General features: G+C 70.4%; 18 protein-coding genes. 9 read left to right on the plus strand and 9 right to left on the minus strand.

What is annotated here, in order from left to right; all coding sequences use genetic code 11:
- Window positions 1–5 precede the first annotated feature (5 nt).
- Entirely contained in the window at window positions 6–314 is a 309-nt protein-coding gene (locus tag AAHF99_RS17795) for an SCP2 sterol-binding domain-containing protein (protein WP_342165847.1), read from the plus strand.
- Here AAHF99_RS17795 and AAHF99_RS17800 read toward each other — a convergent pair.
- Window positions 311–1,441 (minus strand): epoxide hydrolase family protein, encoded by a 1,131-nt coding sequence (locus tag AAHF99_RS17800; protein ID WP_342165848.1) that lies wholly within the window; start codon window positions 1,439–1,441, stop codon window positions 311–313. The two genes, AAHF99_RS17795 and AAHF99_RS17800, sit on opposite strands and share 4 nt — an antisense overlap.
- An 85-nt stretch (window positions 1,442–1,526) precedes the next feature.
- On the opposite strand from AAHF99_RS17800, the gene AAHF99_RS17805 reads away from it, so the two are divergent.
- On the plus strand, window positions 1,527–3,299 hold the full coding sequence (locus AAHF99_RS17805) for a methanol/ethanol family PQQ-dependent dehydrogenase (RefSeq protein ID WP_412759908.1): 1,773 nt from the start codon (window positions 1,527–1,529) through the stop codon (window positions 3,297–3,299).
- Window positions 3,300–3,308: 9 nt separating this feature from the next.
- Here AAHF99_RS17805 and AAHF99_RS17810 read toward each other — a convergent pair whose 3' ends face one another.
- Together AAHF99_RS17810 and AAHF99_RS17815 are read right to left on the minus strand one after the other, a co-directional pair.
- Window positions 3,309–4,196 (minus strand): sulfurtransferase, encoded by an 888-nt coding sequence (locus tag AAHF99_RS17810; protein ID WP_412759909.1) that lies wholly within the window; start codon window positions 4,194–4,196, stop codon window positions 3,309–3,311.
- Window positions 4,197–4,371: 175 nt separating this feature from the next.
- Window positions 4,372–4,593 (minus strand): hypothetical protein, encoded by a 222-nt coding sequence (locus tag AAHF99_RS17815; protein ID WP_342165849.1) that lies wholly within the window; start codon window positions 4,591–4,593, stop codon window positions 4,372–4,374.
- 121 nt (window positions 4,594–4,714) lie between these two features.
- On the opposite strand from AAHF99_RS17815, the gene AAHF99_RS17820 reads away from it, so the two are divergent.
- The 4 genes from AAHF99_RS17820 (at window position 4,715) to AAHF99_RS17835 (ending at window position 9,182) form a co-directional block, all read left to right on the plus strand.
- The gene (locus AAHF99_RS17820; protein WP_243952169.1) at window positions 4,715–4,966 is read left to right on the plus strand and encodes a DUF6894 family protein; all 252 of its coding nucleotides are present in this window, start codon (window positions 4,715–4,717) and stop codon (window positions 4,964–4,966) included.
- A gap of 223 nt (window positions 4,967–5,189) precedes the next feature.
- Window positions 5,190–6,080, plus strand: a complete 891-nt coding sequence (locus tag AAHF99_RS17825; RefSeq protein ID WP_342165850.1) for an outer membrane protein — start codon at window positions 5,190–5,192, stop codon at window positions 6,078–6,080.
- Window positions 6,081–6,258: 178 nt separating this feature from the next.
- Complete coding sequence (locus AAHF99_RS17830) at window positions 6,259–7,392, plus strand: aldose epimerase family protein (RefSeq protein WP_342165851.1); 1,134 nt, start codon at window positions 6,259–6,261, stop codon at window positions 7,390–7,392.
- A complete protein-coding gene (locus AAHF99_RS17835; RefSeq protein ID WP_342165852.1) occupies window positions 7,389–9,182 on the plus strand; it encodes an IlvD/Edd family dehydratase in 1,794 nt (597 codons plus the stop codon). The genes AAHF99_RS17830 and AAHF99_RS17835 overlap by 4 nt, the downstream gene beginning before the upstream one ends.
- A 10-nt stretch (window positions 9,183–9,192) precedes the next feature.
- Here AAHF99_RS17835 and AAHF99_RS17840 read toward each other — a convergent pair whose 3' ends face one another.
- The 5 genes from AAHF99_RS17840 to oxlT all read right to left on the minus strand — a co-directional run bounded on the left by AAHF99_RS17840 (window position 9,193) and on the right by oxlT (window position 17,578).
- Entirely contained in the window at window positions 9,193–9,933 is a 741-nt protein-coding gene (locus AAHF99_RS17840) for a FadR/GntR family transcriptional regulator (protein ID WP_342165853.1), read from the minus strand.
- 72 nt (window positions 9,934–10,005) lie between these two features.
- Window positions 10,006–13,500 carry a PAS domain-containing hybrid sensor histidine kinase/response regulator gene (locus tag AAHF99_RS17845; RefSeq protein ID WP_342165854.1) on the minus strand — a complete coding sequence of 1,165 codons (3,495 nt, stop codon included), beginning with the start codon at window positions 13,498–13,500 and terminating at the stop codon, window positions 10,006–10,008.
- Between the two features lie 111 nt (window positions 13,501–13,611).
- The gene (locus AAHF99_RS17850) at window positions 13,612–15,144 is read right to left on the minus strand and encodes an acyl--CoA ligase (RefSeq protein ID WP_342165855.1); all 1,533 of its coding nucleotides are present in this window, start codon (window positions 15,142–15,144) and stop codon (window positions 13,612–13,614) included.
- A gap of 18 nt (window positions 15,145–15,162) precedes the next feature.
- Entirely contained in the window at window positions 15,163–16,170 is a 1,008-nt protein-coding gene (locus AAHF99_RS17855; RefSeq protein ID WP_342165856.1) for a 2-dehydropantoate 2-reductase, read from the minus strand.
- A gap of 97 nt (window positions 16,171–16,267) precedes the next feature.
- Window positions 16,268–17,578, minus strand: a complete 1,311-nt coding sequence (oxlT, locus tag AAHF99_RS17860) for an oxalate/formate MFS antiporter (protein WP_342165857.1) — start codon at window positions 17,576–17,578, stop codon at window positions 16,268–16,270.
- A gap of 278 nt (window positions 17,579–17,856) precedes the next feature.
- Between oxlT and AAHF99_RS17865 the strand changes: the two genes are divergently transcribed.
- The gene (locus AAHF99_RS17865) at window positions 17,857–19,125 is read left to right on the plus strand and encodes an MFS transporter (RefSeq protein ID WP_342165858.1); all 1,269 of its coding nucleotides are present in this window, start codon (window positions 17,857–17,859) and stop codon (window positions 19,123–19,125) included.
- A gap of 61 nt (window positions 19,126–19,186) precedes the next feature.
- On the opposite strand, the gene AAHF99_RS17870 is transcribed toward AAHF99_RS17865, so the two are convergent.
- On the minus strand, window positions 19,187–19,621 hold the full coding sequence (locus AAHF99_RS17870; protein WP_243956668.1) for a GlcG/HbpS family heme-binding protein: 435 nt from the start codon (window positions 19,619–19,621) through the stop codon (window positions 19,187–19,189).
- A 427-nt stretch (window positions 19,622–20,048) separates the two neighbouring features.
- On the opposite strand from AAHF99_RS17870, the gene AAHF99_RS17875 reads away from it, so the two are divergent.
- Entirely contained in the window at window positions 20,049–20,291 is a 243-nt protein-coding gene (locus AAHF99_RS17875) for a hypothetical protein (RefSeq protein WP_243956666.1), read from the plus strand.
- Window positions 20,292–20,378: 87 nt separating this feature from the next.
- Window positions 20,379–20,813: a BON domain-containing protein gene (locus AAHF99_RS17880; protein ID WP_342165859.1), complete on the plus strand. Its 435-nt coding sequence runs from the start codon at window positions 20,379–20,381 to the stop codon at window positions 20,811–20,813.
- Window positions 20,814–20,858 lie beyond the last annotated feature (45 nt).

Below are 20,858 nucleotides of genomic sequence, written 5' to 3' on the forward strand. Positions count from 1 at the left end.
GCGTGATGGCGGATATCGGAACCCTGGTCGAATCCATCGAGGAGCGCGCGGAGGCGCTGAGCACCCTCGGCTACAAGGTGCGGTTCGACCTCACCGACGGCGGCAGCATCCTTTTGGATGCCACCGGCGGCAAGGTCGACGTCTCCACCGCCGAGGGCGGAGAGGCCGACACGGTGATGAAGCTCAGCTCCGACAACCTGCTCAAGCTGGTGAGCGGCAAGCTGAGCCCGATGATGGCCTTCTCCACCGGCCGGCTGAAGGTGCAGGGCTCGCAAGGGGTGGCGATGAAGCTCGCCGGGCTGCTCGACGCCTAGCCCCGCGCCCACTCCCGGAGGTCCGCGACGAACAGGTCGGGGACCTCCATCGCCGCGAAATGCCCGCCGCGCGGCATGTCCCGCCAGCGGGTGACGGCGTAGCCGCGCTCCACCCATTCCTGCGGCGGGGCGAGGGTGCGCGGATCGGGATAGGCGGCGAAGGCGGTGGGCACCGTGACGCGGGTGCCCTCCGGCATCCGGCGGGCGCTCTCGGCGCGCGCCCCGGCATAGTACCACGTCGCCGTCCCGAAGCTGTCGGTGGCGAGGTAGAAAAGGGCGTTGGTGAGCAGCGTGTCTTGCGAGAACACCGCCTCGAACGGGCGCTCGCGCAGATCCGCCCAATCGTGGAAGCGCTCCACCAGCCACGCCAGCTGCGCCACCGGCTCGTCGGCCATCGCGTAGTTCAGCGAGAGCGGCTTCGTGCCCTGCAGATCCGCATAGGCGCCGAGCCGGGCCTGGGCGTCCTGGGCGCCCTTGCGCCATCGCGTCTCCGCCTCGGTCGATGCCTCGGCAGCGGGCTGGACCAGCAGGTAGTTGAGGTGGATCGCCTTGAGGCTCGCCGCATGGTCGAGGGCGAGCCACGCGGTGACGCCCGCCCCCCAATCGCCACCCTGCGCGTGGTAGCGCGCGTAGCCCAGTTCCTCGCGCATCAGCCTGTCGAACAGCCGCGCCGTGGTGCGCGGCCCGATCGGCGCCCTCGGCTTGCCGGAAAAGCCGAAGCCCGGCAGCGCGGGCACCACCACGTCGAACGCATCCTCCGCCCGGCCCCCGAAGCGCGACGGGTAGGCCAGGGGCTCGATCACCTGCCAGAACTCGTAGACCGAGCCCGGCCAGCCATGGGTGAGGAGCAGCGGGCGCTTACCCTGCGCCTCGCCCACCACGTGGACGACATGGATATCGAGATCCTCGATCCGCGCGAGGAACTGCGGGAAGCGGTTCAGATCGGCCGCCGCCGCCTCGTGGTCGAACCCATCGAGCCAATAGGCGCAGAGATCGCGCAGGACATCCGGATCGCAGCCGTAGCGCCAGCCGGCGCCCTCGGGCAGACGCGGCATCCGGTAGGCGCCCACCCGCTCCCGCAGCCACGCGAGGCGGTCCGCATCCCAGCTTAGTGTGAAAGGCTGCATGTGAGGGTCCCTTGCTCTCGGCACGGGAAACGCGGGACAGACGCCGGAGCTGCATGACGCCCCGCTCATCGCGCGAGGATCCTCCGTGACCCTTTTCCTTCGCTCCCTCGGCCTGCTCGCCGCCCTGGCGCTCGTCGCTGCCCCGGCCGCCCGCGCCGAGACGGTGCTTCAGACGATGGACGCGGCCAACACCCGCTATTCGCCCCTCACGCAGATCGACGCGGGCAACGTCGCCCGGCTGAAGGTCGCCTGGACCTTCTCGACGGGCGTGCTACGCGGCCACGAGGGCGCCCCCATCGTCGTCGGCACGGTGATGTACGTGCACACCCCGTTCCCGAACATCGTCTACGCCCTCGACCTCGCCCACGAGGGGAAGATCCTCTGGCGCTACAGCCCGCGTCAGGACCCGACCGTGATCGCGGTGATGTGCTGCGACACGGTCCATCGCGGGCTCAGTTACGCGAACGGACGCCTCTTCCTGCAGCAGGCGGACACGACCCTCGTCGCCCTCGATCCGGCCACCGGCAACGTTCTCTGGTCCGTGAAGAACGGCGATCCCGGCCGGGGCGAGACCAACACCGCCACCGTCCTGCCGGTGGGTGACGAGGTGATCGTCGGCCTGTCGGGGGGCGAATACGGCGCCCGCTGCCCCGTCACCGCCTACGATCAGGCGACGGGCAAGCTGCGCTGGCGCGCCTACGCGGTGGGGCCGGATGCCGACATCCTGTTCGATCCCGCCAAGACCACATCGCTGGGCAAGCCGGTCGGCCCGGATTCCTCACTGACGACCTGGGAGGGCGACCAGTGGCGGATCGGCGGCGGCTGCGCCTGGGGGTGGTTCTCCTACGACGCGGCCCTGAACCTCGTCTATTACGGCACGAGCAACCCCTCGACCTGGAACCCGGCCCAGCGCCCCGGCGACAACCGGTGGGCCGAGGCGATCATCGCCCGCGACGCCGACACGGGGGTCGCCCGCTGGGTCTACCAGATGACGCCCCACGACCAGTGGGACTTCGACGGCGTCAACGAGATGATCCTGACCGAGCAGGAGATCGGCGGGACGCGCCGCAAGGTGCTGACCCATTTCGACCGCAACGGCTTCGGCTACACCCTCGACCGGGCGACCGGCGCGCTCCTCGTGGCGGAGAAGTTCGACCCCAGCGTCAACTGGGCGACAAAGATCGAGCAGGACCCCGCCCGGCCCGATTACGGGCGCCCCATCCTCGCCAAGCGGTTCGCCCCCGAGGAGGCCGGCGAGGAGGAGGTCACGAAGGGCATCTGCCCCGGCGCGCTCGGCGCCAAGAATCAGCAGCCCGCCGCCTACTCGCCGCAGACCGGCCTGTTCTACGTGCCCACCAACCACATGTGCATGGATTACGAGCCGTTCCGCGTCACCTACACCCCCGGCCAGCCCTATGTCGGCGCGACGCTGACCCTGCACCCGCCGGAGGGCGACAGCCATACCGGCGCGTTCATCGCCTGGGACGGCGCGAAGGGACGCATCGTGTGGTCGAAGCCCGAGCCCTTCTCGGTCTGGTCCGGGGCGCTGGCGACGGCAGGGAGCGTCGTCTTCTACGGGACGCTCGAAGGCTATCTGAAGGCCGTCGATGCCCGGGACGGGCGCGAACTCTACCGCTTCAAGACGCCCTCCGGCATCGTCGGCAACGTCACGACCTACATGGCGGACGGCCGGCAATACGTGGCCGTGCTCTCCGGCATCGGCGGCTGGGCGGGAATCGGCCTCGCGGCGGGGCTGACCGACCCGGCGGACGGGTCGGGCGCGGTCGGCGGCTACGCCGCCCTGTCGCAGTACACCGCGACGGGCGGCCAGCTCACCGTGTTCGAACTGCCGGAGTGACGGGGGCGCCTATTCCGCCGCCATCGGCATCGGCGGCGCCTTCGTGCCGGGGAAGCCCTCCTCGATGGGCAGGCTCGGATCGCGGGACCACTCGTTCCACGATCCAAAATAGAGCTTCACGTCCTTGATGCCGGCTTCCTTCAGGGCCACCAGCGTGTTCGAGGCGCGCGCGCCCTTGAAGCAGTAGAGGACGACCGGCGTGTCCGCGTCGATGCCGACCGTGGCGCATTCGGCGAGGATTTCCTCCTTCGCCTTCAGCACCTTGCCGGCGGAGGTCGGCTTCATCATCCGGTACCACTCGATCCAGCGGGCGCCGGGGATGCGGCCCTTCCGGGGGCAAAAGTCCTTGCCGTAGGGCGAGGAGGAGGTGCCGACCCACTCGTCCACGTCACGGGTGTCGAGCTTGACGACCGCCTCGTCCGCCACCGCCGCCTTCATGCCGTCGAGGTCCACGAAGAGCGACGCCGCCGCCGGATCGACCGGGAAGGTCTTGGGGCTCGGCACGGTCGCCTCGTCCGTCACCGGCTTGCCCTCGGCCGTCCAGGCCGAGAAGCCGCCGTGCAGGATCTTCACCTTCGGGTAGCCGAGATAGGTGAGCAGCGTCCAACCGCGGCAGGATTGGCCGAAGCCCGTATCCATGGAGGCTTCGTAGATCACGGCGGTCTCCTCGCCGCCGAGGCCCGCCGCGCCGAAGGTCTCGGCGAACTTGTCCTTCATCTCCACGACGCCCTCCGGCGTCGTGGTGGCGAGGTAGGTGAAGACGTCGTGGATGTTGACCGCCCCCGCGATGTGCCCCGCCGCGTAGGCAGCGGGCGCCCGCGTATCGATCAGCACGACGCCGCCGGCCGCCAGCATTGCCTCGCATTCGGACGGAGAGATCAGCACGCTTCCGTTCATCCCATACCTCCCGGTCGACCGCCGAAGGCAAAGATCCGTCATCGCATGATGATCTAGGGGCGATCTCTTGGAAGAGTGCGCCCGGCTATTTTGGCCAGCAAGACGAAGCGCGCTTAAATGTCGGGCGTGGAGCGGCGAAAGATGCGGCACGCTGCGAAGGACTTCGGCGGACCGCTCACTCCTTCGGCTGGCCGCGCACGTAGCCGTGCGAGATCTGCCGCCCGCGCTCACGGATCGCCGAGTCGGCGGCGGCGAGGTCGTCCAGCGCGTCCTCGATCGCGTGGACCAGGGCGGCCCAGCCGTCCCGCTGGTGCGCCCGGTAATAGGCCAGCGCAATGGTCTCCGCCTCGGTGGGCGTCCAGACCGGCGCAGGCGATTCGCTCGACAGCCCTCGCATCCCGCTCAACCTCCACTAGAACATATAGCGAACAAAGCGCGGCAGCCGATTCGGTTCAAGCCCCCGGCGGACGATGGCCGGAATCGCGGTGGACCTCTGTGGATGGTGGGGAAAAACGGCTGTGCCGACACGGCTTTACCGGTTCCACTGCGTCGGCCCCCACGGCGAGGCCGCCTTCGACCTGCGCGGCCGGCGGCTGCCGACCCTGGCGCAGGTCCGCGCCCAGGCCGACCGGGTGGCCCTCGCCCTGATGGAATCGGGTGAGGCCGACTGGACGCGCTGGATCGTCGACGTCCACGACGGAGAGGGCCGCAGGGTACTGGTCAGGCCCTTCACGCAGGCGCGAATCCGCCCGGCGGACGGGGCTCCCTAGACACAAGCGAGGCCGCGCGTCCCATTTCCCGCCACGATTGCATGAGCGGATAACGCGCTGTGGAAAAACGAGTTTTTTGACCTCGACCCGCTTGGCCGACACCCTTTCGGCCACCGTCTCGCCGCAGTTCGGGGGTCGGTGTAACCTTGCCGACACAGTCTTCAGGGGCGCTTTCCGCTAAAAGTCATCTCGATCGGGACAGACTTCTGGGGTTCGCACAATTATGAAGAGACTCGTCACCTCCCTGGCGATGTTCACGGCTCTCACCGCCGCCGCCACCGCCGCCGACCTTCCGCGTCGCGCTCCGCCGCCGGTGTTCACCCCGGTTCCGGTCTTCACCTGGACGGGCTTCTACGCCGGTTTCAACGCCGGTTACGGCTTCGACGCCTCGTCGAACTCGGCCACCACGGTCGTCGGCGTCTCGCCGGCCAACCGCATCTTCGCGACCGGCAACGCCCTGCAGACCGGCGTCCTCGCCTTCTCGAACACCTCCGGCAACGAAGGCTTCGTCGGCGGTGGTCAGATCGGCTACAACTACCAGTTCACCCCGGGTTCGGGTGTGGTCGTCGGTATCGAAGCTGACGCCCAGTACGCCGACTTCGGCCGCCAGCGGAACCGCTTCTCCGCCATCGGCGCCAACGGCTCGGCCATCGTCCCGGGCACGCTGATCTTCAACCCGAACGGCCTGTCGGGTCTCGACTACTTCGGCACCGTGCGCGGCCGCCTCGGCTACGCCTTCGACCGCACCCTGTTCTACGCCACCGGCGGCTTCGCCTACGGCGCCGGCGGCGGCCGTCAGTTCGGCTCCGGCGTCAGCTCCGACGACTTCCAGACCGGCTACGCGGTCGGCGGCGGTATCGAGTACGCTCTCCCGACGGACTCGTTCCTGAACTTCTTCCGCTCCTCCGCCGTGACGGTGAAGGTGGAAGGCCTGTACGTGAACCTGGACCGCAACCGTAACGCTGCCGGCGCCTTCGCCACCAACAACCTCGGCCAGCTGGTCACCACCACCTCCCCGGGCGTGACCGTGGTTGCCGGCCCGGCCAACAACCGCCGCGACACGGAATTCGCCGTGATCCGCGCTGGTGTGAACTACAAGTTCGGCACCTACTAGGATCGACCATCACCGCGCCGGTTCCGACTCGTCGGGACTGGCCGGAACCAGGGCACGGAGGTCTCCTCCGTGCCCTTTTTCGTGTTCGGTGAGCGGCCACTTCGCCGCGATTGTCAGCATATTTGTCTGAGTATAAAACGGGTCCATCCGGCGAAGGCGAGGCCGGGGAGGACACGGAATGGTGGACGGGACGCCGGCGATCCAGGACGTCGCGGTCGTGGCGGGGGAGACCGCGCGGACCCCCTTCGGCACCCTGCCCGACGGCCGGGTGGTGGAGGAGGTGACCCTCTCCAACGGCACCCTCACCGCGCGGATCATCACCTGGGGCGCGGCGCTCCGCTGCCTCGACGTGCCGGATCGCGACGGACACCCGGCGGACGTGCTCCTCGGCTATGCCGACCTGGGCGCCTATCTCGACCATCCGCAATATTTCGGGGCAAGCGTCGGGCGTTACGCCAACCGCATCCGGGGCGGACGCTTCTCCCTCGACGGGCGCGACTACACGCTGCCCACCAATGACGGGCCGAACACCCTCCATGGCGGGCCGGATGGGTTCGACCGGCGGCTCTGGCAGGTCGAGTCCGTGGAGGGCGGGACCACGCCCTCCGTCACGCTGCGCTACGTCAGTCCCGACGGCGAGGGCGGCTTCCCCGGCACGCTGACGGCGAGCGTCACCTACACGCTCGCGGCGCCCGACACGTTGCGGATCGCCTACAGCGCGACGACCGACAGGCCGACCATCGTCAACCTGACGAACCACAGCTACTTCAACCTCGCGGGCGAGGCGTCCGGCCGACCGGTCCTCGACCACGTCGTCACGATCCCGGCGGAGCGCTACACGCCCGTCGACGCGACGCAGATCCCAACCGGGGAGTTCGCGCCGGTCGCGGGCACGCCGTTCGATTTCCGCCAGCCGCGGAGCCTCGGCGCACGCATCCGCGACGGAAACGAAGTCCAGTTGCTGCGCGGGCACGGCTACGACCACAACTACGTGATCTCCGAGAGCCCGGCGGACGAACCGCGCCTCGTCGCCCGCGTGGAGGATCCCGCATCCGGCCGCGTGCTCGAGGTGGCGAGCACCGCGCCGGGGGTGCAGCTCTATTCGGGCAACATGCTCGACGCGACGAGCGCCGGGAAATCCGGCCTCGCCTACCGGCAGTCGGACGCCTTCGCCATCGAGCCGGAACTGTTCCCCGACACGCCGAACCAGCCGGGCTTCGGCTCGGCCCGGCTCGATCCCGGCGGCACGTTCCGCAACGTGATCACCTACCGCTTCCCGCTCCCCTCCAGCCCCGATCGGACCGGCCGATGACCGACGCTCCCCGCAAGCTCCGTTCCCGCGCGTGGTTCGACAACCCGGACAACATCGACATGACGGCGCTCTATCTGGAGCGCTACCTGAATTTCGGCCTCAGCCTGGAGGAGCTGCGCTCTGGCAAGCCGATCATCGGCATCGCGCAGACCGGCTCCGACCTGTCGCCCTGCAACCGGCACCACCTCGTGCTGGCCGAGCGCATCCGTGAGGGCATCCGCGAGGCGGGGGGCATCGTCCTCGAATTCCCGGTCCACCCGATCCAGGAGACCGGCAAGCGCCCGACGGCGGGGCTCGACCGCAACCTCGCCTATCTCGGCCTCGTGGAATTGCTGCACGGCTACCCGCTCGACGGGGTGGTGCTCACCACCGGTTGCGACAAGACCACCCCCGCCTGCCTCATGGCGGCGGCGACCGTGAACATCCCGGCCATCGCCCTCTCGGTCGGGCCGATGCTCAACGGCTGGTTCAAGGGCCAGCGCACGGGTTCGGGCACCATCGTCTGGCGCGCCCGCGAGATGATGGCGGCGGGTGAGATCGACCACGAGGGCTTCATCAAGCTCGTGACCTCGTCGGCGCCCTCCACCGGGTTCTGCAACACGATGGGCACGGCCACGACCATGAACACCCTGGCCGAGGCGCTGGGGATGATGCTGCCGGGCAGCGCCGCCATCCCCGCCCCGTACCGGGACCGGCAGGAGGCCGCCTACCGCACCGGCAAGCGCATCGTGGAGATGGTGGCGGAGGACCTGAAGCCCTCCGAGATCCTCACCCGCGACGCGTTCCTCAACGCCATCGTGGTGAACTCGGCCATCGGCGGCTCCACCAACGCGCCGATCCATCTCGCGGCCATCGCCCGGCACATGGGCGTCGAACTCGACGTCACCGACTGGCAGACCTACGGCCTCGACGTGCCGCTGCTTGTGAACCTGCAGCCGGCCGGCGCCTATCTCGGCGAGGATTACTACCGCGCGGGCAGCCTGCCGGCGGTGGTGGCGCAGCTGATGGGCCAAGGCCTGATCCGCGAGGGCGCGCTGACCGTCAACGGCCGCAGCATCGGCGAGAATTGCCTGGGCGCGACCATCGAGGACGAGGACGTGATCCGCCCGTTCGACCGGCCGCTCAAGGCGGCGGCGGGCTTCCTCGTGCTGAAGGGCAACCTGTTCGACGCGGCGATCATGAAGACCAGCGTGATCGGCGAGGAGTTCCGTGCCCGCTACCTCTCGAACCCGGACGACCCGGAGGCCTTCGAGGGCCGCGTCGTCGTGTTCGACGGGCCGGAGGATTACCACCACCGCATCGACGACCCGGCCCTCGACATCACGCAGGACACGCTCCTCGTGATGCGCGGGGCCGGGCCGGTGGGCTATCCCGGCGCCGCCGAGGTGGTGAACATGCGGCCCCCCGCCAACCTCATCAAGGCGGGCGTCTTCGCGCTGCCCTGCCTCGGAGACGGGCGGCAATCGGGTACCTCGGCCTCGCCCTCGATCCTCAACGCCTCCCCCGAGGCGGCGGCGGGCGGCGGCCTCGCACTGCTGCGCACGGGCGACCGGGTGCGGATCGACCTGCGCCGGGGCACGGCCGACATGCTCTTGCCGGAAACCGAGATCGCCGAACGGCGCAAGGCCCTGGAGGCGGCGGGGGGCTACGCCTATCCGGCGTCGCAGACCCCCTGGCAGGCGATGCAGCGGGCCGTGGTCGGCCAGATGCACACTGGCGCCATCCTGGAGGGCGCGGAGGCGTTCCAGCGCATCGCCCAGACCAAGGGCCTGCCGCGCGACAACCACTGAAGGCCTGGTCTCAGGCCTTCATCGACATCTCGGTGTCGGCGAGGGCGAGGCGGATCAGTTCGGACATCGCCTCCCGCGCCTCCCCGGGATCGCCCCCCGCGATCGCCGCGTGGAGGGCGCGGTGCTCCGGCATCGGGTTGCGCGGCAGGGCGCGGCGGCGCTGCTTGTAGAGTGTCGTCCACGAGACCGCCGCCGCGATGGAGCTCGACAGGGACAGGAGCGGCGCGTTGCGCGTCGCCTCCAGCACCGCGTGGTGGAAGGCGCGGTCGGCGGCGCGGCCCTCCGGGGTGGCGAGGCCGTGCCGGGCCATGTCGTCCAGCGCCCGGCCCATCCGCGCGAGGTCGGCCTCCGTCCGGCGCTCCGCCGCGAGGGCGGCGGCGGCGGGCTCCACGATCTGGCGCAGCTCGAACAGGTCGCGGATGAAGGATTCGCTCGGCTCCGATTCGAAGGCCCACGCCAGGACGTCGGGGTCGAGGAGGTTCCAGCGGCTGCGGGCGCTGACCCGGGTGCCGGTCTTCGGCTTGCTCTCCACGAGGCCCTTCGCGCTCAGGATGCGCATGGCCTCTCGGTAGGCGGTGCGGGAGATGCCGAGCTGCTCGGAGAACTCGATCTCCCCCGGCAGGACCTCCCCCGGCGCGTGGCGGCCGGCGAGGATCGCGATGCCCAGGGTGCGGGCCACCGAGCCGTGGATCCGCTGTCCGGCCGTGGCGGGGGGAAGTCCCACGCGCTCGCCGCCGCCCCCGCGTTCCACCGCCCCCTCCGCGCTCCGACCCCCGAACCGCGACCTAAGCCGCAGGCGCGGGCGAGCGCAAGGCAAGCCGCCTCACGCCGCGCGCATGAGGCCGATCTCGGTGACGACCGCCGCACTGTAGCGCCGGAGGTCGGCGAGCACCGGGTCGTAATCGAGCCCCTCGCGGCAGGCCGTCTCGACATCCCGGCACAGGCGGGCGAGGTCGGTGAAGCCGAGCATCGCGGCGGCGGCGATCATGGCATGGGCGTTCTGGGCGACGCCGTCGCGCGGCTGCGGGCCGACGCCCGCGCCGAAGCGCGAGTCGAGTTCGGCGGCCAGCGCCACGAGCAGCCCGTGGACGCGATCCTGCCCGACCACGGCGGCGATGGCATCGAGGGCGGCGGGCTCCGGCACGGGACGGTCCGGCACGCCGGCCTTGGCCTTGTCCGCGCAGCGGTCGATGGCGTCGAGCAGGTCGGCGCGCACAAAGGGCTTGCCGACATGCCCGCCCATCCCGGCCTCGCGGAACTCGGCGATCTGCTGGGGCAGGACGTTGGCGGTGAGGGCGATGATCGGCACGGCGGCCTTCGGCCCCGCGAGGGCGCGGATCAGCTTCGTCGCGCTCACGCCGTCCATCACCGGCATCTGCACGTCCATGAGCACCACGTCGTAATCGCCGGCCTCGACCGCCCGGACCGCCGCCGCGCCGTCCGGCACGACCTCGACCGTGTGGCCCTCGGCCTCCAGGATCGCGCGGGCGAGGTCCTGGTTGAGGGGGACGTCCTCGGCGAGCAGCAGGCGGCGGGGCGTGCGCGCCCGCCGGTCGCCGGGGCACCGCGCGGCGGCCGCCGGGGCGGTGGCGCGGGGCAGGCCGACCGTGAAGGAGAAGGTCGAGCCCTCCCCTTCCACGCTGACGACGCGCACCGCGCCGCCCATCAGCTCCACGAGGCTCTTGCAGATCGACAGGCCGAGCCCGGCGCCGTCATGGGCCCGGCGGTAGGAGCCGTCCACCTGGCTGAAGCGCCGGAACAGCCGATCCTGCTTGTCGGCGGGAATGCCGATGCCGGTGTCGCTGACCCGGATGTCGAGGTCCACGATATCGCCGCGCGTGCCCGTCACCGCGACGGTCAGGTCCACCCGGCCCGAGCGCGTGAACTTGATGGCGTTGTTGAGGAGGTTGAGCAGCACCTGCCGCAGCCGGTCCTCGTCGCCGCTGAACCATGCGGGCAGGGCGGGATCGAGGGAGACGCCCATGGCGAGGCCCTTCGCCTCGGCGAGGCCGCGCACGATCGAGAGGGCGTTGTCCACGAGGGTGGCGAAGGCGAAGGGCCGCCGGGCGATCTCGACCTGCCCGGCCTCGATCTTCGACACGTCGAGCACGTCGTTGACGACGGTGAGCAGGGCCGCCCCCGCCGAGCGGATGCGCTCGCCGTACTGGCGGATGCGCAGGCCGATGCCGCCCTCGTCCAGGAGCAGGTCGGCATAGCCGATGATGCCGTTGAGGGGCGTGCGGATCTCGTGGCTCATGGAGGCCAGGAATTCCGACTTGGCGCGGCTGCCCGCCTCCGCCAGTTCCCGCGCCGCCTCGGCCTCGCGGGTGCGCTCCGCGACGCGCTCGGCCAGGGTGGCGTTGAGCGTGCGCAGCGCCCCCTCGGCGGCCAGGCGCGCGGTGTCGTCGCGCAGGGTCAGCACCGCGCCGATGGCGCCGTCGTCGTGGCCGCGCAGGGGCTGCGCGCTGCCCACCGCGATCACCTCCGCGCCGTCCGGCCGCCTGATGCGCCAGCGGGCCTCCCGCACGGTCTCGCCCCGCACGGCCCGCGCCAGGGGCAGGTCGTGGGGCGGGTAGGGTTCGCCGTCCTCGGTGAAGAGGTGGTAGGTCTCGCTGTAGGCGTCGGGCTCGACGTCGAGGCGCGAGACCCCGTGGATCGCCGCCGCCGCCACGTTGACCAGGGTGATCCGCCCGGTCGCGTCGGTGACGATCACCCCCTCCGCCAGCTGCGCGAGGATCGCCGCGCTCGCTGCCGTGGTGAAGTCCGTGTGCGCCTGCATGACCCGCAGCCGCTCCTCGGCCGCCGCCCAGTTCCGCGCCTCGCCGGTGCGCGCCTCGGCCTCCGCCGCCATGCGGGCGCTGATGTCGCGCAGGGTCGAGACGAAGCCCTCCGGCGCGCCGCTCTCGGCATCGTGGACCAGGGCGAAGGCCAGTTCGAGCCACACCCAATGCCCGTCCCGGTGGCGGTAGCGCGCCGCCGTGAGCGCGGTGTCCTGAAGCCCGCTCAGCACCGCGTCGAGGGAGCGGGTGAAGGCCGGCATGTCCTCCGGGTGGACGAAGTCGCGCGGACGCGTGCCGACGAGTTCCGCCGGGTCGTAGCCGAGGATCGGCGTCACCGCGTGCGAGACGTAGCGCCGGGTCGTGTCGAGGTCGCTGAAGACGATGATGTCGCTGGAATGCTCGGTGATGAGCCGGTAGCGGCCCTCGGCCGGGGGCAGCGCACCCGCCTCCGCCACGACATGCACCGCCCCGCCCCCGGCGAGGACGCTTCGGCGGATCAGCGCCGCCGCGCCGACGGGGGGCAGGAAGGCCTCGCCAAGACGGAGCGCGTCCTCGGGCACTCCGAGCAGGCCCGCCGCGCGGCAATTGACGGCGCGGACCTTCTCGTGGCGGTCGGTGACGACGATGCCGAGGTCGAGGGCGTCGAGGGTGGCGCGCAGCAGCGCCCCCGCCTCCTCCGCCGCCTGTACCGTCTGGGTGAACTCGGTGACGTCGAGGCAGATGCCGTGGATGGCGACGAGCCGTCCCGCCGGATCGCGCTCGTCGATGCCGCGCACGCTGACATGGCGGATCTCGCCGTTGGGCCGCACGATGCGCGACCGGTGCTCGTAGCCCCCGCGCGGCAGGCGCCCGCGCCCGTCGAGGGCGTTCAGGATGCGGCGCTCCACCTCCCCCCGGTCGTCCGGGTGGTAGTAGCTGCAATGGGTCTCGAGAGGGACCTGTTCGAGGAGGGTGTTGCGGCCGAAGATCGCCGCGATGCCCGCCGACCACGCCAGCTTGCGCGTGGCCACGTCGAGCCGCCAATGCCCGCACGAGGCGGTCTGCTCCGCGACCCGCCGGGCCGCCTGGGCCTGGGCGTGGCGGCTTTCGCTGCAGGCGAGGTGCCGCTCGGCCACCTCCGCGCGCAACGCCCCCGCCGCGAGCCGCGCGGCCTCCGCGAGGCGCGCCCACGTCGCCGCGTCGGGGTCGGCGCGGCCGGCTTCGTCGATCACGCACAGGGCGCCGGCCCAGCCGCCATCGGCGGCACGCAGGGGCAGGCAGGCGCAGAAGCCGACCTCCTCCGCCCACTCGCGCAGGATCATGGGTTCCGCGCCGCGCCCGAGCCCGAGTCCGTCGCGGAACGCCCTGCCGGCGAGGATCGCCTCGGCGCGGGCGCGATCGAGCCCGCTGAGCCCGGCGATCCGAAGCCCCTCCGCCCCGTCGAGGACGGCGAAACAGGCCGGCGCGCCGAGCATCGCCCTGGCGACGACACAGGCGGAATCGAGGAGCGCAACGCCTTCACTCAGGGCGAAAGGCGGGACGGATACCGCTCGGTCCAAGGGCTTCGATCTCACCACACCGGAGGCCGACCGTCATAGCGTGCCGGGCCACCGATGGGTCAGGCGCAACTCATAATTGTTTCTTACGCGCTCCCCGGTGTCACGCAAAAGTCAGGCGAGGCCGAGCTTCTGGGCGAGGCCGATCCGCTGGAGCTTGCCGGTGGCGCCGCGCGGGATTTCCGGCAGGATGACGATCTTCGCCGGCACCTTGAACGGCGCCAGCCGCTCGGAGGCGAAGCCTCGGATCTCCTTCTCCTCGGCGGAGATGCCCTCGCGCAGGACGATGGCGGCGGCCACCTCCTCTCCGAGCTTGTCGTGCGGCAGGGCGAAGGTCACGCATTGCAGCACGGCCGGGTGGTCGAGGAGGATCTCATCGACCTCACGGGGGCTGATCTTCTCGCCGCCCCGGTTGATGATCTCCTTGAGGCGGCCGGTGATCGTCAGGAAGCCGTCCTCCGAGAGGGTGCCCTGGTCGCCGGTGCGGAACCAGCCCTGGCGGGTGAAGGCCTCGGCATTGGCCTTGTCGTTGTTCTCGTAGCCCGCCATCACGTTGGGGCCGCGGATGACGATCTCGCCGGTCTCGCCGGACGGCAGGGGCTCGCCGTCCAGGCCCACCACCGCGATTTCCGGGCCCGCCGCGAGGCCGACCGCGCCGGGGCGGTTCTTCCGCGGCGGCAGGGGGTTCGAGGCCATCTGGTGGGCGGCCTCGGTCATGCCGTAGGCTTCGATCACCGGGGCGCCGAAGGTCTCCTCCAACTCGCGCAGCACCTGCGGCGGCAGCGAGGCGGACGAGGAGCGGATGAAGCGCAGGGGCGTCGCGGAGATGATCTCGCGGTTGCGCCCCGCGCGGCCGAGGATCGCCTGGTGCATCGTCGGCACGCCCGTGTACCAAGTGGGCTTGGCCTCCTCCATCCAGGAGAAAAACTTCAGGGCGTTGAAGCCGGGCGTGCAGCAGATCTGCCCGCCGGCCGAGAGCGGCGCCAGGGTGCCCGCGATCAGCCCGTGGATGTGGAACAGGGGCATGATGTTGAGGCCGCGATCCTCCGCCGTGAAGGCGAGGCTCGTGCGGATGTGCCGGGCCGAGGCGCAGACGTTGCCCTGGCTGAGGGGCACGATCTTCGGGCGCGAGGTGGTGCCGGAGGTGTGCAGCACGAGGGCGATGTCGCCCTCCTCGGCAAGGCCGCCCTGGGCGGGGGGCGCCCCGGCCTCCCCGGAGAAGGACAGGGTGAAGCTGCCCGCGCCCTGCTCGGGGGTGGGCTTCAGCCGGGCCACGCCCATGCCGAGCTTTTCCGCGACGGCGACGGCCGGAGACTCGCTGCCCTCGGCCACGACCAGCAGCTTGGCGCGCAGGTCGGTGAGGTAGAACTCGAACTCGTCCGCCTTGTAGGCCGGGTTCAACGGGGCCGAGGTAGTGCCCGCCGCCACCGCGATGAAGGCGGCGGCCATCTCCGGCCCGTTCGGCAGCACGATGGCGACGCGCTCGCCCCGGCCGATGCCCCGGGCGTTGAGGTCGGCGACGGTGCGGTCGGTCAGGGCGCGCAGATGCCCGAAGGTCAGCGGCACGCCGCCGGGGCTCGTGAGGGCGGGCGCCTCGTCCGCGCCCGCGCCGATGAGATCACGAAGGGTGGTTGCGGAAGCGGACACGTCGGAATCCTCGGATAATCAGGCAGAGACGATGGAGAGGCGACCGTTCGCCCGCTCCAGGCTCTGCGCCAGAAGGCGCATCAGCGCGTAGACGCTGTCGATATGGGGCGTCGCCACCCCGACGAGGCGGCCGAGTTCGATCACCGAGCCGACCAGGGCTTCGAGTTCGATCGGGCGACCGGCCTCCACGTCCTGCAGCATCGAGGTCTTGTGCGCGCCGACCTTCTCGGCCCCGGCGATCCGGCGGTCGATCCCGACCCGGAAGGTGATGCCGAGCGTGTTCGCGATCTGCTCGGCCTCCTTCATCATCGCCGTGGCGAGCGCCCGCGTGTCGGGGAAGCGGCAGATGTCCTCGAGGGTTGCGTGGGTCAGCGCGGAAATCGGGTTGAAGCTGAGGTTGCCCCAGAGCTTCAGCCAGATCTCGGCCCGGATGTCGCCGGTCACGGGGGCCTTGAACCCGGCCTTGGTGAGGCGCTGCGAGATGTCGAGCACGCGCTCGGACTTGGAGCCGTCGAGCTCGCCGAGGCCGAAGCGGTTGCCCTCGATCACCTTCACCGTGCCGGGATCGGTGAGGACCGCCGCCGGGTAGACCACCGAGCCGATGACCCGGCGGGGGTCGAGATGCTGCGCGATCAGCCCGCCGGGATCGGCGGTCTCCAGCTGCGTGCCTTCGTATTGTCCGCCATGGCCCCCGGTGAAGTACCACCACGGGATCCCGTTCTGCATCGTCACGACGCTGGTCTCGGGGCCGATCAGGTGCTTGAGGTCGGCGGCGATGGGGCCGACCTGATGCGCCTTCACCGTGAGCAGCACGAGGTCGTGCGGCCCGGCCTCCTGCATCGAGCGGGTGGCCTTCACGTTGCGGGCGTGAACCTCGCTCCCGTCCTCCTCGATGAGCTTGAGGCCGTCGCGGGCGATGGCCTCCGCATTCGAGCGGGCGATGAAGGTGACGTCCTCGCCGGCTTCCGCCAGCTTGACGCCGAGATAGCCGCCGATGGCCCCGGCGCCGACGATCGCGATGCTCATGACTCTTCGCTCAGCACTCGTGGATTTCTACGGGAGGTTTAGAGGGTACGGTAGGGGAGCGCCGCCCCGCTTGCCAGGGGGGACGGCGCTCTCGTCCTCAATGGCTCCGGGCCACGAACCGCGCCCGCATGGGCTTCAGGACGAACATCGCGAGGAACGCCGCGAAGAACGCCATGCCCGAGGCGACGTAGAACACCATCTGCCAGCTGCCGGTCTGCGTCTGGATCAGCAGGAAGGCGGGCAGCAGCAGGGAGGCCGTGCCCTTGGCGGTGTAGAGCAGGCCCGCATTGGCCGTGGCCTGCCGGTCGCCGTAGGTGTCCGCGCAGGTCGAGGGGAACAGCGAGTAGATCTCGCCCCAGGCGAAGAACACGAGGCCGGTGAGCAGCACGAACGCGAGGGGGTGGTGCGCCAGCATGCCCAAGGCCAGGATGCCCACGCCCTCGATGGCGAAGGCGATGACCATCGTGTTCTCGCGCCCGATCCGGTCCGAGACCCAGCCGAAGAACGGCCGCGTGACGCCGTTCAGGATCCGGTCGATGGTGAGCGCGAAGGTCAGGGCCGGCAGGGTCAGGCCGAGGATCGAGACCGGCACGCCATCGACCTGGAAGTCCTTGGCGATGGGGGCGAGGGAGGCGGTCGCCATCAGGCCGCCGGCGGCCATCAGCACGAACATCAGGTACATCAGCCAGAAGACCGGCGTGCGCACCATCTCGGACGGGCTGTACTGCCGCCGCGTGACGGCGTTGGCGACGGTGCGCCCGGCGAGCATCCGGTCCTTGTAGCCCGCATCGGGGGCGGCGAGGAGCTGCGCGGCGATCATCACCACGATGCCCTGGCCGAGGCCGAAGACGAGGAAGGTGTGCTCGTAGCCGCTGTCGCGGATCATCGCCGCGATCGGCACGACGGTCAGCGCCGAGCCCGCGCCGAACCCGGCGGCGGTGAGGCCGGCGGCCAGCCCGCGCCGGTCGGGGAACCACTTGAGGGCATTGCCGACGCAGGTGCCGTAGACCGCGCCCGCGCCGATGCCGCCCACCGCCGCCGCGGCGTAGAGCATCGCGAGGGAATCGGCATAGGCGTTCATCGTCCAGCCGATGGCGCAGAAGGCGCCGCCGATCAGCGTCACGATCCGCGGGCCGTAGCGATCCACGAACCAGCCTTCGATCGGCACCAGCCAGGTCTCGGTGACGACGAAGACCGTGAACGCGACCTGGATCGCCGCCTTGCCCCACTGGTACTTGTCGTTGATCGGGTTCACGAACAGCGTCCAGCCGTACTGCATGTTCGCGATCATCGACATGCACAGGACGCCGAGGGCGAGCTGGCCCCAGCGCCCGAGGGCGGGCGCGCGCACCCCGGCGGGGGCGAGGGCAGAAGAACCCTGCGCTGGATCTGCGGCGGGCATGGCCATGTAAGGCAGGCTCCTATGCAACCTGAATGCTAAGGGCCAAGGTTCTAAAGCAGTAAATAAACGATACAATATGCCAGTGCGGCAGATGTTCGATTGTAGAGCGGCAAAATATTTGGTGTCCGCTTTGAAAAATTTGAACGGCGGTGCGGCAAGGATTGTGTGCGCCGCAACAGGAATGGAGAGCAAACCCGCCCTGCGCCGTCGGGTGTATCGGGGCGGAAACAACCGGCGCATAAACCGCGCGCACGGGGGTTGGACGCAAGAAGGACGTTCGCGAGATGGACGCGCACAGGGTCGAGGACGCGCTGGCGGCTGCGGGGCCGGTGGCGGCGATCGACGGAGCCTCGCCGGCGGTGTCGCCGCCAAGCCCGGTCCGCGCCGAGACGACGACCTACGGCATCCTCGCCGCGCTCAGCCTCTCGCACCTGCTGAACGACCTGATTCAATCCCTCGTGCCGGCGATGTACCCGCTCCTGAAAAACAGCTTCGCGCTGGATTTCGGGCAGATCGGGCTCATCACCCTCACCTTCCAGCTGACCTCGTCGCTGCTCCAGCCGGTGGTCGGCTACTACACCGACAAGCGCCCGAGCCCGTTCTCCCTCACGGTGGGGATGGCCTGCTCGCTGCTGGGTATCGTGCTGCTCGCGAGCGCGTGGTCCTACGGCGCGCTGCTGGTCGCCGCCGGGCTCGTCGGCATGGGCTCGTCGGTGTTCCACCCCGAATCCTCGCGCATGGCGCGGGCGGCCTCCGGCGGGCGCTACGGGCTGGCGCAATCGGTGTTCCAGGTCGGCGGCAACACGGGGCAGGCCCTCGGGCCGCTGCTCGCCGCCTTCATCGTGGTGCCGAACGGCCAGCACAGCGTGATCTGGTTTTCCCTCGCGGCCCTGGCCGGCATCGGCGTGCTGGCCTGGGTCGGGCGCTGGTACCGGGCGCGGCTCGCGGCGGGCAAGCGCGGCGCCAAGGCCGGCGCGGCCCTGCAGACCCTCGGCCGGGGCAAGATCGTCGGGACGATCGGGATCCTGATCGTGCTGATCTTCTCCAAATTCTTCTACATGGCGAGCTTCAACTCGTACTACACGTTCTACCTAATCGACCGCTTCCACGTCTCGGTGCAGACCTCGCAGCTCTGCCTGTTCGTGTTCCTCGGCTCGGTGGCGACGGGCACCCTGGTCGGTGGCCCGGTGGGCGACCGGATCGGCCGCAAGGCGGTGATCTGGGGCTCGATCCTCGGCGTCCTGCCCTTCACCCTGGCCCTGCCCTATGCCGGGTTCTGGGCGACCGTGGCCCTGACGGTGCCGATCGGGATGATCCTGGCCTCGGCCATGCCCGCGATCCTCGTCTACGCGCAGGAATTGCTGCCCGGCCGCGTCGGGCTGGTGGGCGGCCTGTTCTTTGGCCTGTCCTTCGGGATGGGCGGGCTCGGGGCGGCGGTGCTGGGCGAGGTCGCCGACCACACGAGCATCGATTTCGTCTATCGCCTCTGCGCCTTCCTGCCGGCCATCGGCCTGCTGGCGGCGTTCCTGCCGCGCATCAGGCCCGCGCGGTAAGGCTTTTCGAGGACGGCGCCCCCCTCCCCCAGGATCACGAGGAGGGGGGACCGAATCCCGGTCAGGTGCGCCAGGGATGGGCCGGCAGTTCGGTCTGCCCGATGGAGCGGGCGCCGGCCTCCGCGACGGCGTGGTCGTTCTCGACGGTCGAGCCGCTGACGCCGATCGCCCCGGACATCACGCCCTCCGAATCGACGATCGGGATACCGCCGGGGAAGGTGATGAGCCCGTCGTTCGAATGCTCGATGCCGTAGAGCGGGCCGCCGGGCTGCGAGAGCTGTCCGATCTGGCCGGTCATCATGCCGAAGAAGACCGAGGTCTTGGCCTTCTTCTGCGCGATGTCGATGGAGCCGACCCAGGCATCGTCCATCCGGTGGAAGGCCTTCAGGTTGCCGCCCGAATCCACCACAGCGATGCACATCTGCGTCCCGAGGTCCTTCGCCTTCGCCTCGGCGGCCCGGATGGCCGTGAGGGCCTGGTCGATGGTGACGTGCATGGCGTTCTCCTTCTGATGGGACCGGCGAGGCTATCGGACACGCTCACGCTCGACAACGCAGAGGTGAGGCCGGGGTTTGCCGCGCCCTCTCCTTCGGCCGAAGCCCCGTCATACCTCAGCGTGACGCAAGTGATTCCGAGGTTCCCGCAAGGCGGGGACGGGGCAGAAACCTTATGCCGCAGGGATGAATACCGCCGTTTCGGCGTTAATCCGGTGAAGTCTCGTTCACCATGCCCGTCAACCAAGTCGTGGCCGTGCGCGCTCACGGAACCCAATGCTGAACCTATGCGTACATGCTGATTACTGAGTTCGATTTTGCTGCTTTGAATCCGCAAGATCATGGGGTAGATGGTTCGTATAGCGTATTCCCGTGAGTCGGACGGCGGCAGGCAAGCACCGCACGGGAAGCGTATGGGGAGTCACCGTCATGTCGAGCCTCGCTGAGGCAGCGCCGTCCAGGGCGAACGGCTTTGCCGAACGCCGCGCGATCGCCCGCGCCAACGCGAACTGGTTTCGCAAGCTGGCCGTCCGCGCCCTGCGGGACGGCTGCCCCGGCGCCGCGCAGCGGGCGGCGAACGCGCGCAAGGCGGCCCGGCTCGTCCTCGCCCAGGCCCGCCGCGAGGCGGTGGTGCGGCGGATGATGGAATCGGCGGCTCTGCTGGTCTCCTGAACATCGCCAGCGCGTTTTGCGCTGGATCAAGGCGCTCCCTCCCGCAGCCGGGCAAGCCTGGGCTTTGGCCCCGCAGGGAGTGGATCCATGACCGACCGCGCCGTCAGGCAGGCGGTGATCGACGCGCTCGCGTCCGACCCGCGCATCGACGCCCCCCAGGTCGGCGTCGCCGTGGATGACGGCATCGTCACCCTCACCGGCCACGTGGCGCGCTACGCCGCGCGGGAGGCCGCCGAGGCCGCCGCCCGCAGGGTCTGCGGCGTGCGCGGCGTGGTGGTTCAGGTGGCGGTGCGCCTCCCGGCCGCGCAGCGCCCCCGCGACGAAGACCTCGCCCGCCGGGCCGACCTGATCCTCCGCTGGACCATGACGCTGCCGCCGGACGCGATCCGCGTGAAGGCGCGGGAGGGCTGGATCACGCTCACCGGCACGGTGGCGGGGCCGTCCCAGAAGAGCGAGGCGCAGGCCGCCATGGCGACGATTCCGGGCCTCCTCGGCCTCATCAACCTGATCGACGTGGCCTGAGCCCGAACGAAATCCGCCCCGGCGGGGGCCGGGGCGGATCGGGTC

Origin of the sequence: Methylobacterium litchii (assembly GCF_038442315.1) — a bacterium.
Classification (GTDB): Bacteria; Pseudomonadota; Alphaproteobacteria; order Rhizobiales; family Beijerinckiaceae; genus Methylobacterium; species Methylobacterium litchii.